The organism is Paraeggerthella hominis (assembly GCF_021044775.1).
Lineage (GTDB): Bacteria > Actinomycetota > Coriobacteriia > Coriobacteriales > Eggerthellaceae > Paraeggerthella > Paraeggerthella hominis.
Genome location: NZ_JAJNOQ010000004.1, coordinates 194,063 through 209,607 on the forward strand (window position 1 = coordinate 194,063; position 15,545 = coordinate 209,607).

At 61.7% G+C, this 15,545-nt stretch carries 10 protein-coding genes; 2 read left to right on the forward strand and 8 right to left on the reverse strand.

Going from position 1 to position 15,545, the window contains the following annotated elements:
• The first annotated feature begins 117 nt into the window (after nt 1-117).
• Nucleotides 118-3,603, forward strand: a complete 3,486-nt coding sequence (locus LQE90_RS06320; RefSeq protein ID WP_216528733.1) for an EAL domain-containing protein — start codon at nt 118-120, stop codon at nt 3,601-3,603.
• Here the strand turns inward: LQE90_RS06320 and LQE90_RS06325 are convergent.
• The 5 genes from LQE90_RS06325 to LQE90_RS06345 all read right to left on the reverse strand — a co-directional run bounded on the left by LQE90_RS06325 (nt 3,600) and on the right by LQE90_RS06345 (nt 9,055).
• On the reverse strand, nt 3,600-4,475 hold the full coding sequence (locus tag LQE90_RS06325) for a dimethyl sulfoxide reductase anchor subunit family protein (RefSeq protein ID WP_216528732.1): 876 nt from the start codon (nt 4,473-4,475) through the stop codon (nt 3,600-3,602). The two genes, LQE90_RS06320 and LQE90_RS06325, sit on opposite strands and share 4 nt — an antisense overlap.
• A 9-nt stretch (nt 4,476-4,484) precedes the next feature.
• On the reverse strand, nt 4,485-5,150 hold the full coding sequence (dmsD, locus tag LQE90_RS06330; RefSeq protein ID WP_231088228.1) for a Tat proofreading chaperone DmsD: 666 nt from the start codon (nt 5,148-5,150) through the stop codon (nt 4,485-4,487).
• 24 nt (nt 5,151-5,174) lie between these two features.
• Nucleotides 5,175-5,792 carry a 4Fe-4S dicluster domain-containing protein gene (locus LQE90_RS06335; protein WP_216528731.1) on the reverse strand — a complete coding sequence of 206 codons (618 nt, stop codon included), beginning with the start codon at nt 5,790-5,792 and terminating at the stop codon, nt 5,175-5,177.
• A gap of 171 nt (nt 5,793-5,963) precedes the next feature.
• Complete coding sequence (locus LQE90_RS06340; RefSeq protein WP_114566194.1) at nt 5,964-6,578, reverse strand: 4Fe-4S dicluster domain-containing protein; 615 nt, start codon at nt 6,576-6,578, stop codon at nt 5,964-5,966.
• Nucleotides 6,579-6,607: 29 nt separating this feature from the next.
• On the reverse strand, nt 6,608-9,055 hold the full coding sequence (locus tag LQE90_RS06345) for a DMSO/selenate family reductase complex A subunit (RefSeq protein WP_216528730.1): 2,448 nt from the start codon (nt 9,053-9,055) through the stop codon (nt 6,608-6,610).
• A gap of 1,041 nt (nt 9,056-10,096) precedes the next feature.
• Between LQE90_RS06345 and LQE90_RS06350 the strand changes: the two genes are divergently transcribed.
• The gene (locus LQE90_RS06350; protein WP_253288111.1) at nt 10,097-11,620 is read left to right on the forward strand and encodes a helix-turn-helix transcriptional regulator; all 1,524 of its coding nucleotides are present in this window, start codon (nt 10,097-10,099) and stop codon (nt 11,618-11,620) included.
• Nucleotides 11,621-11,796: 176 nt separating this feature from the next.
• Here the strand turns inward: LQE90_RS06350 and nrfD are convergent, their stop codons facing one another.
• The 3 genes from nrfD to LQE90_RS06365 are packed head-to-tail and all read right to left on the reverse strand — an operon-like array spanning nt 11,797 to nt 15,404.
• Nucleotides 11,797-12,663, reverse strand: a complete 867-nt coding sequence (nrfD, locus tag LQE90_RS06355; RefSeq protein ID WP_216528728.1) for an NrfD/PsrC family molybdoenzyme membrane anchor subunit — start codon at nt 12,661-12,663, stop codon at nt 11,797-11,799.
• 7 nt (nt 12,664-12,670) lie between these two features.
• Complete coding sequence (locus LQE90_RS06360; RefSeq protein ID WP_216528727.1) at nt 12,671-13,207, reverse strand: 4Fe-4S dicluster domain-containing protein; 537 nt, start codon at nt 13,205-13,207, stop codon at nt 12,671-12,673.
• Between the two features lies 1 nt (nt 13,208).
• Nucleotides 13,209-15,404, reverse strand: a complete 2,196-nt coding sequence (locus LQE90_RS06365; RefSeq protein WP_216528726.1) for a molybdopterin-containing oxidoreductase family protein — start codon at nt 15,402-15,404, stop codon at nt 13,209-13,211.
• Between the last annotated feature and the right edge of the window lie 141 nt (nt 15,405-15,545).

Consider the following 15,545-nt stretch of genomic DNA (forward strand, 5'->3'; position numbering starts at 1 on the left):
CGCTTCCCGCTTATTCGGATCTCTCCCTTGAGAATGCCCGTTTTTTGTCGCTGCTGGCCTTGACCATTACGCAAAGGCTCTACAATGGAGCAACCAGCAGAATCAAAGGGAGACCACATGCCGCGCACTCGCCTCCACAACAACGCGTCGACCGGACATGTATACGTCATAGACCACGAATACCGTATCGTGCACCTCGACCAAGCAGCCCGAAGGGTGTTTCCCAACGGGCGCATCGGCGCGCGATGCTACGAAAGCTTCCGAAGCCAATCGGAACCGTGCAAGGACTGCCCCTGGCAGCCAGGCGCGAACGAGCGCGTTACGCAAGCCGCCGTGTTCAGCGATCGGCTGCAGCAGTGGTACGAAACCACCTGCCTGGAACTGGATTGGTTCAAGCACGGCCCCTGCGTCTTGTTCTCCAGCCGCCCGATTAGCACCGGAGGAGAAAACCTGTTCACGGCACTCAAAGAGCCCCTTTCCTACGACGAGCTGTTCGAGATCAACCTCACCGAGCAAACGTACAAAACGCTTTGCAACGAACCCGGCAAATTCAAAACGCTGCCGCCTGAAGGCTCGTTCGGCGGCACGCCGGAAAAAACGTTCGAAGGATTCGTGCACCCCGACGACATGCAGCGGTTTTTGGAATTCTGGAACCTCGAAACAATGCCCGAGCGCCTGGACAAGGCGGGCGGAACGCTGCAAGGGGAGTTCCGCAAAAGCTTGCAATCAGGCGACTGGACCTGGACCTCGCAAAGCGTCGTTCCCGTAAAGCGAGGCCCCGACAGCGAAATCGTGGTCATGTGCTTCGTCTGCGACATCGACGCAAACGTGAAGCTGCGGGAAGACAGCCTGGAGAATGCCCATCTCGTCACCTTGAGGGAGCGAGATCAGCTAACCGGCCTGTACAACGCGGGCACGCTGTACAGAAAGGCCGAAGAGCTGCTGGAAAGCACGCCTGGTATCGTGTACGAAGCCGTCTACGTGGACATCGAGCACTTCAAGCTGTACAACGAATGGCATGGACACGAAGCCGGCAACGACATGCTGCGCGCCATAGCCGACCACGTATCGGATATCGCGGGCGCCAAGGGCGGAATCGCCGGGCATCTTGGCGGGGACGACTTCGTCCTGATCCTTCCACGCGGCCTGGTCACGCAGGAAAGCGTTGAGAAGCGGCTGAGAATGCCCCCGTTCGACTCCGAAGACGCCATCGGCTTCCAACCCGCCCTGGGCATCTGCGAGATCGATTATCCGCGAACGCCCGTCATCACCGCCTGCGACCACGCCATGACGGCGATGAACAACGCCAAAGGATCGTACACCAAACGCGTATCGCGCTATCGGCCGTTCATGACCGAAGCGCTGGAAAGCGAAACGAAAATCCTGCTGGAAGTCAAGCGGGCTCTGGAAAACTGCGAGTTCGTTCCCTATTGGCAGCCGCAATGCAGCACCCGCACGGGGCGCATCGTTGGGCTGGAGGCGCTCGTGCGGTGGAAGCACCCCGAACGAGGGATCGTCGCGCCCGGCGAATTCGTCCCGGTGCTCGAACGAAACGGGTTCGTGACGTCGCTCGACCTGTACGTATGGGAAGCCGTATGCCGCCAGCTGCGCGACTGGATCAACCGCGGCATAGACCCGCTGCCCGTCAGCGTGAACGTATCGCGCGTAGACATCCACACCATCGACGTGCCGGAGGCCATCGAAGACCTGACCAGGCGCTACGGGATTGACAGATCGCTTCTGGGAATCGAGATAACCGAAGGCGCGTACGCTGAAGACGAAAAGATAACCGACATGGTCAATCGGTTGAGGAACTTGGGATACGTCATCTTCATGGACGACTTCGGCAGCGGGTACTCTTCGCTCAACATGCTCAAGGACATCAACGTCGACGTGCTGAAAATCGACATGGGGTTCCTCTCCCAAGAAAAAAACGCTCGTCGGGGCGAAAGCATCTTGGAAGCCATCGTATCCATGGCCCGGCTTGTTGACCTTCGCGTTGTCGCCGAAGGAGCCGAAACGGAACAGCAGGTCGATTTTCTGCAGGACATCGGCTGCGAATACGCCCAGGGCTACCATTTCCACAAGCCCATGTGCACAACGGATCTCGAAGCGCTTTTGAGCGACGAAGACGCCATCGATCGCCACGGCATTCTCGATGCCGCAGTGCCCGCCATAGATATGCAGGCCCTCATGCGAGACAACGGCATCAGCCGCACCATGCTGAACAACCTCATTGGAGGCATGGCCGTGTACGCCGTGTACGACGACCACTACGAGCTGCTGCAAGTGAACAACGCCTACTATCATGTAACCGGATGCAACCCGGCCGCCCTCAAGGAGCGCCAGACTGTCATCTGGAAGCAGATTCACCCTGATGACCTGGGCATGGTGATGAGCGTCTTCGACGAGGCGGAACGCCACCCCGTCACCGGGGCGCAAGGCGTAGCCCGCCGCTACCGCATCAACGGCGATCTCATGTGGATGAAGGCACGCGTGTTTTTCCTGAGCCATCAAGAGGAGCGCCGCCTGTTCTACGCTTCGGTGGAAGACGTGACCAAGCAGCGCATGCACGCCATGGCCTCGCTCGGATCCGTAACGCAGCTTGGCCACGCATTCGAGCTGCTGGGCGCTCCGGCGATGAACCATTGGTACATCAACCTTTCGCGCAAGGCGTTCCTGAACGAGCAGGACCGAGCGCTCCTGAACGAAAAACTTGGCGTGCGCTTCGAAGACTGGAGCATGTACGACGTGGATGACGTTTTGAAAAGCGCCATCCGAACGAACCACGACAAAGAAGCAGTGCGCACGTTCCTGGACCAAAGCCGCATGCTCGACGATTTCTCGCAAGGCATAAGCTCGCGCAAGCTGGAATACCGTCAAGCGAAGCTCGAGTTCTCGCCGTTTTACGAAGACGGGGAAAGCGCCGACGAAGACCTGATCGACGACACCGCGTTTTGGGCCGAGCTCAATTACCACCTGATCCGCTTCGACGAAACCGGCGACGTGTACGTCTACCTGTACGCAATCGACGTGGACCAGCGCAAACGCCGCGAACTGAAACTTGAAAGCCAGGTTGATCACGACGCTCTTACCGGCCTGCCCAACCGCCAAACGGGCATGACGCGCATCCATAACCTGATTGAAAAAACGGTTGAGAAAAAAGCCGTGGGAGCCTTCGCCATCATCGATCTGGACAACTTCAAGTCGATCAACAACCGTTACGGATACCTATGCGGAGACACCGCGCTCTCGCACATGAGCCGCCACCTCCGCACGGCCCTTTGCAAGGAATCCCTTATCTGTCGCTGGGATGGAGACGAGTTCGTGGCGTACTGCGAGGGCATTTCAAAGGAAGAGGCTTCCGAGCGCATGCGGGCGTTGTGCGAAAGAACCTGGGAAACGGAAGCCGAACCCGGCCAGGTCATTGGCCTTTCGGTGTGCGCAGGCGTCTCCCTTGTTCCCGATCACGCAACCAGCTTCGAGCAGGCCTACGAAAAAGCCGATGTGGCGCTACGGCGGGCAAAGGAAGCGGGGAAGGGCCGCTTCTTCGTGCACGATCCCAACCAGCAGCAAGCGCACGGCCACGACCAGCTTCCCTAGATGCCCATTCCCACGGTCATGTGCATCATGTAGAACGCAAAGCGCATGACGAAAATGCCAACCAGGGCAGACCCCGCCGCGGCAAGCGCGCCGGGCATGCTCAAGCGCGAACAGCCCCACAGGGCGAACGCGTCCAAGCCTACAGCCAGCGCGCCCGCAGCGGCGAACACGCCGACCATCGCCCCGAACCCCGGAACCAGGTCGGCCGCCGTGGTAAACGAGTTGCCGATAAGGGGAAGCTCGGCCCCCTGCAAAACAAAGCCTCCCACATTGAGCGCAAGAGCGGCTGCGGCTGCGGCAACCAAAACTCGGCCCCAACGACCGCGCACGCCCCCATATCCCGCCGCGCACAGGCCCGCAATCGCAAGAACAGGGCCTCCGACCAGGGAATTCAATATCAAGTTAAGCGGAACGTAAACCGTGTGCCACGACGCGATGGTTTCGGCCGCGTACGCAAAAGCAACCGCAATCACAAATCCAACGCCAGCGAACATCGCCGCCATCAGCCACAGACGCTGCAACAAGGGACGCGGATGCTCGGCAAAGCAATACAGCCAGTACAAACCGGCAAGCGCCAAGAACAGCACCGCGCAGAACACCTCAGTGGAAAGCGGACTGCGCCCGACGCCTAAAAACACGTAGAGCGCGTTCGCAGGATTTCCCAGATGCGTGGCCGAAGCCACCAAGCCCACCATGGATACGACCAACGGAGCAGCAAGAAACACGTTGAGGCGCTGGCGCATGGCCGCATCGGTTCCGCGCGCCAGCACGGGTACGGCCATGCAGAGGTACGCGACAACGCCCGATGGCGCAAGCGTCGTGAACAGCACCAGCGTGATCTCGCTGAAAGCGGTGTCGAATCCCGTGATCACAAGCGTCCTCTAGCGGTAGAACCGCGGATAGACAACCTCGAGCCCCAGCTCGTCTTGAATCCCCTCAAGCGACGCCTTCGTCAGGCGGGCAAGGCCCTCGTAAAACGGCTGCTCGGCTGCTTCGGCCAGCTGACCGAGAAAATGAGAAGACCAGGTAAGCAGGTGCAAGCGCATAAAATCGTCGAGCGCTTCCGGCTTCTCGCGGGCAATCCAGGCCATAAGCGCAAGCATCAGGCCGATATGATCCTCGGGCGTTTTATCGTCCACCAGGCGCTCGATACCCTGCTCGCGCATCCAGGCGCGCAGCTCAAGCGTGCTCTTGCCGAACACCACGCACTCGCGATCCGTGTACACCGAGCCCCACGGGGGAGCCGGCTTCACGGCGGGGCCGATGAACAGGCGACGATACTCCCAGACCAAAGCCTCATCGTCGATGCCATTCGCAAGCCCTTGCGCAATCAAGCCCAGGTCGCGACGCGCCTCTTCCTCATCCGCAAAGGGCCATTCGGCAGCGGCAGCGGCGGCATCGAGCGCAGCCATCGCGGCGAACGCCTCCTTCGCATCGCCCGTTTTCGGGTCCTGCAAGAAAAACGGCGCGAGCGTTTCGCCCGTAAAGGCAACGGCTTCGAGCACCAGATCCTTGTGTTCCTCCATGAGCAGTCCTCTCTCCCTCATGCTTGTCTTCTATCGGCTTGCTTGCTACAGCACTTCAAGCGGATTCACGATGCGCCCGTCCTTCGACTCCGATGGCCGTGCGTCCGAGCACGGCCGCACGAACAGGTTCGGAGCCGTTGCCGAAGCCTTGGGAAGCGGGGCGATGTCCGCGCGACGCCCAAGTTTCTCCATGGCTTCGAACGGGCCGAAATCCAAAGCGCGCGCCGGGCAAGCCTCAACGCACACCGGCTTCTTCCCCTCGTCAATGCGATCCCGGCAACCGTGGCATTTCACGGAATGCCCCTTTTCGCGATCGACCTTCGGGGCGTTGTACGGACACGACAGGTGACAGTACCCACAGCCAATGCAGCGACGCACGTCCACCAGCACCAGGCCCGATTCGGCCTCTTTATGCATGGCTTCGGTCGGGCACACCCGCACGCATGCCGGGTTCTCGCAATGGCAGCACGACACCGACACGCTGTACGCGAAGCACGTCGTGGCGAAACCGTCGCCCCGGCGAACCGTTTCGCCTCCGGTGTATTCGTACACTTTGCGATACGCCGTGCCCACGTCAAGATCGTATGCGTCCTTGCAGGCAAACTCGCAGGTTTTGCACCCGGTGCAGCGCGACGCGTCAAAAAAGAATGCCCGCTGAGACATGCAACGATCCCCCTTTCGTCAACATCCGAGCACGCACGCCCCTTACCGAAAAGGCGGGGCACGCCTATTTTAGCGTACCCCGCCTTTGTCCTACGGAACGTCGAGCGGATTCACGAACCCTCGGCAAGAGAGCCGCACGCCCGTCGACCGTCCGCATTCAGGCGATAGAGCCTACGCAACCTCAAGCGGGTTGACCACCTCGGCGCCGCCCACCGGCTGCGCGTCGGCAGAAGCCTTGACGAAGAAGTTCGGAGTGGTTTCCGATACGTCGGGCAAAGGCGCGATGTTGGCGCGCTCGCCCAGCTTCGCCATCTCCTCAGCCGTGCCGAAGTCAAGGGCGCGAGCCGGGCAGGCCTCCACGCACACCGGCTTCATGCCGGCGGCAACGCGATCGGCGCAACCGTGGCACTTGACCGACTTCTTGGCCTCTTCGTCGACCTTCGGAGCGCTGTAAGGGCACGTCAGAGCGCAGGTGCCGCAGCCGATGCACTTCTCGCGGTCAACCTCGACGAAGCCCGTTTCGGAATTCTTCGAGATAGCCGCCTGCGGGCACTTGGCCATGCAGACCGGGCTGTCGCAGTGGTTGCACGACATGGACACCGGGTAGCTGACGCACGTCGTGGTGATCGCGCCGTCGGCGTCGCGCGTGGTCTCGCCCAGCGTGGCCTCGAAGACCTTGCGGAACGTCAGGCCCACGCCCAGATCGTTGAAATCCTTGCACGACATCTCGCAGGTTTTGCAACCGGTGCAGCGCGTGCCGTCAAAGTAGAATGCCATTTGAGACATGATATATCATCCTTCCTGAAGCTCGCCGCTTACGCCTTCGCAACCTGGCAGATGTTCGTGTGCTGGGGGTTGCCCTTCGACAGAGGAGAGGGACGCTGGGTGGTCAGCGTGTTGATGCTGCCGCCCTTGTCCACGCCGCCCTTGCGGTCGCCGTCGTACCAAGCGCCCTGGGACACGGCCACCACGCCCGGAAGCGTACGCGGCGTGACCTTCGCCAGCAGCTCGATGGAGCCGAACTCGTTCTTGACCTGCACGGTATCGCCCTGCTTGATGTTGCGGGAAGCCGCGTCGGCCGGGTTGATCCATGCCTCCTGCGGGTTGACTTCCTTCAGCTCGGGCATGAAGCCCCACGAGGAGTGGATGCGGCCGCGATAGTGGAAGCCGTTGAGCACCAGCGGATACTCGTCGGTGGTCGTCTCCACGCCGTACCATTCGGGAACGTACACGGGAATCGGGGGCAGCGTCGCCATGCCGGACAGCGTATCGCCCTCGGTTAGTTCCCAACCCTCGGTGAACTGCAGCAGCTTCTCGGAGAAGATCTCGATCTTGCCCGAAGGCGTCTCGAGCGCGTTGGCCACGGGATCGTCACGGAACTTCTTCATGGAGATGACCGGAGCGTAGTCGCGCGTGTACACGCCCATCTCCACGGCCTCGTCCCACGTGGGAAGCTTCTCGTCCTTCTCGCGCGAGGTCTCGTAGATGCTCTTGATCCAGTCGTCCTCGGTTTTGCCCTCGGTGAACTGGTCCTTGACGCCCAGCTTGTCGGCCATGAGCTCGGCTATTTCGTAGGCGGTCTTGCGCTCGAACTTCGGCGTGGTGCAGGCCGTGCCCGTGATCATGTAGCCCGTGTCGGAGCCGGTGGCGATCTGCGACGTCTGCTCGAAGCGGAACAGGTCGGGCAGGATGATGTCGGCATACATGAGCGAATCGCACAGCACCGTATCGACGCCCAGGATGAACTCGCACTTGGACTCGTCAGCCAAGACCTCATGCGCCTTGTTGATGTCCGAATGCTGGTTCGTCAAGCAGTTGCCGGCGTAGTTGATCATGTACTTGATGCCGGTGGACAGCTGATCGACGCCCTTGACGCCTGCGTTCTTCGAGGTCATCTCCGGACCGTGATCGATAGCGTCGGTGAACAGGAAGCACGGGATGGAAGCCTTTACCGGGTTGTCGCCCTTGGGCAGCGAGCCGAGCGAAGGAGCGTTGCGCGCTTCACGCGTGCCGTTGCTGGTGCCCGGCAGGCCCACCTGGCCGACGAGGCACGGCAGGGTCATGATGGACCAGGCCGTCCATTCGCCGTTGCTGCGGCGCTGCGGCCCCCAGCCCTGGTTCACGTAGAGCGGCTTGGTGGTGCCGATTTCCTGAGCCAAGCTGCGAATGCGATCGGCGGGGATGCCTGTGATCTTCGCGGCCCACTCGGGGGTCTTCTCCACCATGTCGTAGCCCTCGCCCATGATGTAGGCGCGGTAGGACATGTTCTTGCCCTGGTACGCTTCGGGCATGGTCTCCTCGTCGTAGCCCACGCAGTACGTGTGCAGGAAGTCGAGGTCCACCATGTCGTTGGCGATCAGCTCATGGGCGATGCCGGCAACGAGCGCGGCGTCGGTGCCCGGGTTGATGGGCAGCCACTGGTCGGAGTGGCCCATGATGGAGTCGTTCATGCGGGGGTCGATCATGTAGATCTTCGCGCCGGTCTTCTCGCGCAGGCTCACCCAGTCGTAGTGCGTGGTCAGGCCGCCCTGACGCGTTTCCGTGGGGCTGGAGCCGAAGATCAGGATAAGGGCGGAGTCGCGCGCAGCGCTGAAGGAGCTGCCACCGTTGCCCTTGGCACCGTACATGTACGGCGTGATGCAGGAGATCTGCGCCGTGGAATAGCTGTTGTAGTAATTCAGGTAGCCGCCCACCAAGTTCAGCACGCGGTTGAACGGACGCGACGTGGTTGCGGACACGCCGGTAGCGTACGGGACGTACACGGCCTCGTTGCCGTACTTCTCGATAACTTCCTTGAGCTTCGTCATGGAAGTCTCGATGGCCTCTTCCCAGCTGATCTGCTCCCACTTGCCCTCGCCGCGCTTACCGACGCGCTTCATGGGGTAGTTGAGGCGGTCCGGGCTGTTCATCCAGCGACGATAGCTGCGGCCGCGCAGGCATGCGCGAGGCTGCGGATCGTCGAAACCGGCATCGGAGCTGGTGTAGGTATCAACCCACACAACCTCGTCGTCCTGCACGTGGAACTTCAAGCTGCAGCGACCCGGGCAGTTGATGGCGCAGTGGCCCCAGGTGATGGTCTCCTCGGCGCCCACGGTGTTCGCGCCCGTCACCTTTGCGTCGGCGGCCTCTTCCTTCGGCGCCTCCGCCTTAGGCGAGCAGCCGAACAGCGCGCCGCTGCCAAGCGCGGCAGCGCCCAGACCGGCGAGCGTCGAGCCCTTCACGAACGTGCGGCGCGACAGCGTGGAGTCATTAGAACCTAGCATGTTCCCTCCCTCTCCTCTATCTTCCTCGTCTTGCCAACCGGCTCGCCTCGTCCTGCGAACCGTAGCCTTCCGAGCGGGAAAGAGACGGAAGCCCGTGCACCAGGCAACGATGCGCTCAGCCCCTCCCCCTTGCTCAAAAGCTGTCGTCATTCTAGGAGAGGGCGCTTGCCGGCGTGTCACATAAAATATGCGAATTTGAAGTATACCCAGGTCAGAGACTGTCACATACGGTCGTCACCAAGCAACTGGCCCTGCAAGCACCAGCACGGCGCAACACGGCGCGCCAACGACGGCGCCGACGCAGGAGGCTTCTTCCGCGTGCCGCAGGGCACATCTCGCGTGCCCGATCCAACAGCGCGCCTGCGTGGAAACGCGATCCGCGATCAAGCCAGAGACAGCGCCAACCCGCAAACCAAACCGCCGTCAGCGAGAAATCGCCATGCCGCGCACGAAAAACCGGCTTTGCTGGCAGGTTTTGACGGTTTGAGGTCGTCTGACCCGACTGCGCGAGCGTCATCGAAAACGCAATGCGGAAGCGCGGCCTTCTGACCAGGCAAAACAAAAACCGAGCCGAACAACAACGAAGCCAAGGCCCGGCACAACGACCTCAAACCGTCAAAACCTACCACGAAACCCGATTTCGCGAGTGCGCGGGCCCTCGTCAGGTGGCGCCAACGCCGCGAGCAGCGCTCAATCGAACGCATCGAGGGTCGTGCGCGCTGCGTCCGCATCGCAGAGCGGCATCCACGCGGCAACCGCCGCCCGCGGCGCAGCCCGCATACCCGCACGCGGTCGCAAACCCCCTCGCCATGCGCGCGAGCGCCCCCTGCGCCAGCAAGCCGAGCCCGAGAATCGCTTGCCGCACCATCGAAGTCGGGTATACTGCACAGGCACAAACGCTCTTCAACCTTGCAGGGAGCAACCGTGTCCATTAAGAGCATCGCCCATATCCTCAAGCCGAACGTCACGTCGCTCGGCTATGGCTTGTTCATCGCCATCAACGCCGCCGGCGTTTGGGGCGGCGTGTTCCCCTTCCTGCCCATGGAGTTCCAAACGCCGCAGATCGTGTTCTGGTTCTTCCTGGCGCAATCGCTCGTGTTCTCGTTCAGCTACTTCGCCAGCGCGTTGGGCGTGTACTTCTTCCCCGGCCCTACGCGCACCTTCATCGTGCGCCTGGCCACCATGCCCTACCTGCTGGGATGGTGCTGCCTGATAGCCGCCATCTATCTTGACGGATACAAGCTTCCGCTCGTGGTTGCCGGCGGCGCGCTGCTGGGCCTGGGCTCCGCCGGGTTCTACATGCTGTGGCAGCGCGTGTTCGCAAGCCAAGACTCGGATTCGGGCAACCGCGACCTCATCTTGGGCACGGCATGGGGAGCCTTGCTGTATTTTTCGCTGTACCTTATTCCCCAGGCGGTGACGGCATTTCTCATCCCCCTGGTGTTCCTGCCGCTGTTCGGGCTGACCATCGCGCTGAAAAGCCGCCAGATCGACCGCGAGCAATCCATGTTCCAGGACATCCCCCGCGAGCATCCGCGCGTATACAAGCGCGTAATCGAAGACTATTGGCGCAGCGCCCTGTGCGTGGGCGCGCTGGGATTCTGCACGGGCATCATGCGGGCGCTGGCCATCGGGGAACCTTCGGTGGGATCGCTGGTGAACGTGCTGTCCATGGGCGGATCGCTTACCGCCGCGGTGGTGCTTCTGGTGTTGTGGCAGTTCAAGAACCTGCGCGTGAACGTCGTGGGGGCGTACCGCATATTCTTCCCCTTCGTTATCACGTCGTTTCTGCTGCTGCCGTTTTTCCCGGTCGAATATCAGCGTTGGCTGGCCGCCGTTCTGTATGCGGTATACAGCGTGGCCATCATGCTCATGATGATCCAATGCGCGCAAGCGTCGCGCGACCGCGGCATCAACCCGGTGTTCATCTACGGCTTTTTCGCGGGCATCGTGTACGTGCTGCATGACGTGGGCTTTGCCGGAGGAACCTTCGCAGAGCAGATCATGGTTACGGGAATTACGCCGATCGCCGTGATTGCGCTGGTGGCCGTGTACTTGCTGGGCCTCATGTACTTCGTGGGGCAGGGCGGTTTCAAGCGCATTCTGCGCCATGCGGGAGAAGGTGCACAGCACGAAGCGGCGGCAAGCATCGAGCTGGTCGCCCTGCGTCCGCGCGATGAGAAAACGCGACCCGTCGACGCATCGCCCGCCTCCAACGAACCGGCAGACAGCTCCGCCGCAACGCCCGATCCGCCGAAAAAGCGCCGAGCGGCACGTGCGGAATCCCCTAAAGCAAGCGCCGACGCCGCGCCCGTTTACCAGGACCGCATCTCCAAACAAGCAGCTCTTTTGCAGCAGCACTACCGCCTGAGCGCGCGGGAAGCCGAGGTCATGGAGCTGATCGCGCGAGGCAACACGGTCGCGCGCATCGCCGAAGAGCTGATCGTGTCGGAAAACACCATCCGCACCCACTCGAAGCGCATCTACGCCAAGCTGGCCATCCACAAAAAGCAAGAGCTCTTGGATCTGATTGAGTCCTTCGACCCGAACGACCTGCGAGAATAGCCGCGCATCTTGCGGCCAAAGCCGACGAGCGACGGCGAAGAATACGAGGGGGCGCCGCGAAGAGAAAGGGGAGGAAGTCGCGGCGCCCCAAGGAGGAAGATCGACGGCGCCGCAGGAGGGGGAAGCGCGGGCCGCCTTCGCATCCGCCGAGAAACCCGGCGGATGCACGAATATGCTTACAAGTACATAACCGGAAGCGCTGCCAGGATAACCAGCAGGCGCAGCAGGAAGCCGCCCACCAGCACGCCGGCCTCGCCCACCACGCTCACCGCAAGCGAGGTCGTGGACGTTTCCACGCGCTTCGCGATGAACACCGGGTAGCCCTCGATCAAAAGCGGCGCCACCAGGCCCAACAGCACGATGCCGCCCCAGAACGCCGGCGCGTACGGGCCAGCCACCAGCGACTGCACCGACGCGGCGCCTTCGTAGCTGCCAGCGCTCACGATGACCAGCATCGTCGCAAGAACCACGATCTCGACAACGGACAGAATCACATGCGACTTCTTAACGAGCCACATCTGCTCGAAGCGCTCGCGATCCACGATAAGCCCCACCAGCGACGTTGCCGCCAAACCAGCCGACAGCGCCGACACCACGAACAGGATGGGCAAAATGGCGTTGTTCCACAGCGGGAACGCCTTCACCACGCCCAGCAGGAAGCCCGTGTAAGCCGCCACGGCAAACGCGAACACGACGCCGATCCACATGAGCCACTTCGGCACGCGGCGCTTCAGAAGCTCAAGCACCGCAGCCGCCAGAACAACGGGCATGTAGATGCAGATGAAGTACACGCCCAGTGTCATAACCGACCCGGGATTGGAAACAAGCAGGAAAAAGCGCAGCGGGTTGTGCAGCCCGGCTTCAGCGTCCAACATGAGCATAAGCAGGCCGATGCCCAGAAAGATGGGCGCGATGATGCGCCCGGCCACGCGCATCTTCACGCTTTCGGGGTACTTGGCCTCGACGAACGCGGCCGTTAGAAACGCGCCCGCCGACGCGCCGGCCAAAAACAGGTACCACGCGATCATAGGTCCCCAAACCATGGCTTCATCACCTCACGTAATAGATTTTCGAAACGGTCAGATTGTCAGCGAGCGGCTGCGCATGGTAGTGCGCGATAGCCTGGTTGATCTCGCTGTTGGGATCATCCAGGTCGCCGAAGATGCGCGCGCCCGAAATGCAGGTTCCCACGCACGCAGGCGGGTTGCCCGGATTCTGGCCGTCCCAGCAGAAGCGGCACTTCTCCACCACGCCAGTTGACTCCTGCACGATGCGCGCGCCGTAAGGGCACGCGGCCATGCAGTACTTGCAGCCGATGCACTTTTCCGCATCCACCAGCACCACGCCGGAATCAGTGATGTAGGTGGCATGCGTCGGGCAAACAGACGCGCACGGCGCATCCTCGCAATGCATGCACTGGGTGGGCACAACCTCGTTGTACACGTTGGGGTACTCCCCCGTTTCGATCTCGTGATATTTGATGAACGACTCCGTCGGCTCCAGATGGTTCTTCATCTGGCACGCCACGCGGCACGCCAAGCATCCCACGCACTTCTTCGTGTTGATGAGCATTCCGTACCGTGTCATGTTACGCCCCCGCCTTCTTCACCGTAACGGCCACTTCCTGGCTCATCATCGAGCCCACGCCCGGTTCCGCATCAAGCGGAATGAAATCGGTCAGACTGATGCCGTACTGATACGCGCGCGTTTGAGCAGGGGAATCCCCACCGTAATGCGTGGGCAGGAACACCACGCCCGGCTTGAGGCGCTGCGTCACGCGAACTTCCACCTGGCCGGTGTGCTCGCTTGACGACACCTCGACCGTATCGCCGGTTTCAACGCCTATGTCCTGAGCGTCCTTGGCCGACATCCACAGCCGCTCCATGTGGTACTCGCGCGAAATGGCATGCAGCGCTTCGATGTTCTGCGTCATGGTGTGGGAGTGAATGCCCTGCTTGCCGCCGACGATGGCGAACTCCCCTTCCTTGAACGCCACCTTGCGCGGAATCCAGCCGATCACCGGGTTGAGCCCTGCTTCGGCGAACTTGTCCGTCTTGAACTCGAATTTGCCTGATGCCGTCTTGAACTTCGGAGGACCGTACTCGAAGGGGGCGGCGGGAAGCTCCATCACGCCCTCGCGCTTCAAATCCTCGATGTCGACACCCACCGTAGCCAACTGCGCAGCAGCCCAGTCTTCGGCCGTGAACTGGAAGAATCGCCCTACGCCGCATGCCTGTGCCAAGCCGTTGAATATCTCATCGCACGTCTTCGTTTCCGGATGAATCCGGTCCAAGACCACCGTGCGCATGCCCACGAAGTGCTTCTTGCCGCCCACGAATTCGGGCAGCTCCAAACGCTCGAGATACGTCACCTCGGGCAGCACGTAATCGGACTGGAGCGCCGTTTCGGACATCTGCACGTCGATGGTCACCACAAGATCGGTCTTGCTCAGCGCCTCGGTCCACGCCTTCGGCTGCGCGTAGCCCTTCGCCGCGTTGGAGTTGTAGAAGAACAGGCCCTTCAGTCGTCCGTCAAGCGCTGCCTGCAATGCAGCCACGTTCGTTCCCGCACTTGAAAGCACCAGCGGATACTCCTTGTCGCCGATGCGCTTCGCCTCGGGCTTCGGCGGCTCGGCGAAACGAGCGTCAGCAAGGGCGCCAACCTTGGGCGAGGACGTGATCAGCGCGCCGCCCTTCGCGCCCCAGCTGCCCAGCAGGGCGTTGATCGCCGTGATGGCACGCGCCGTTTCGAGCGAGTTCTTGTACGAGCAGCCGATAACCGAGCGCCATCCAGACTCGATAGACGCAGCGGGCGCGGCGGCGGCCATAGCACGGGCCAGCTCCTTGATGCGCTCGGCCGACACGTCGGTTATTTCCTGCGCCCAGGCCGGCGTGTACTCTTTGGCCTGCGCGGCGAACTCGTCGAAACCGTAGGTGTACTGCTCAACGAAGTCATGGTCGTACAGGTCTTCCTCGATAAGCACGTTCGCCATGGCCATGAGCAGCGCCAGATCGGTTCCGGGGTTGATGGGAACCCAGTCGCTCGCGAAAATGCCGGAGTTGTTCAGGCGCGGGTCCACCACGACCACGCGCGTTCCGTGCTCGGCGGCGTCGGCCAAGCTATGCACCGACGACGGGCGGATGCCGTCGCCGTAGCTGCGACCGATGAACATGACCATCTTCGCGTTGGCGAAATCGTTCGAGAAACCCGTAGCTCCGATGGTCAGCTGGTAGGCGCTTTCCTTCGACAGGTTGCATGACGAGGAATGCGCGTACACGTTCGGCGAGCCCAGCGCATGCATGAAGCGCTTGGAGTACTGCTTGCCCGACGGGCGCGGATCCTGGATGATGGCCAACGACTCCGGTCCGCTTTGAGCGATGACGTCCTTCACCTTCTGCCCAATCTCGGCAAACGCAGTGTCCCAGTCGATGGGCTCGAACGAGCCATCCTCCTTGCGGCGCAGCGGCTGGGTCACGCGCTCGTCGGAATACGCCAACTGAGCCAAGCCATGGGCGCGGGCGCAGATGCGGCCTTGGGCGTACGGGTGGATTTCGTTGCCGCGCAGCGTCCACAACCGCCCGTCAACCGTTGTGGCAACCAGCCCGCATTTGCTCGAGCACCCGTTACACAACGACGGAGCCTCCACCGCCCTGCCTGTTTGTCCGCCGGCTTCGGCAGCTTGAGCGCGCCAAGCGCCCACTGAAAGCGAACCCGCTGCTGCAAGGGCCGCCGTCGCCGCGGTTCCCTTCAGAAACGTTCGCCTTGAAACATCCGAAATGAACATTTCGCCTCTTCCTTTCCCTGTTGTCAAATCTCGTCTTCGCTCGTCTATCGGCGTCGAAACGCCTTGAACCCTTGAACACCGCTGCACGCAGCGGATGATCACTTGGAACGGTTCGACGCGCGCATGCGTCGAACTGCCGGA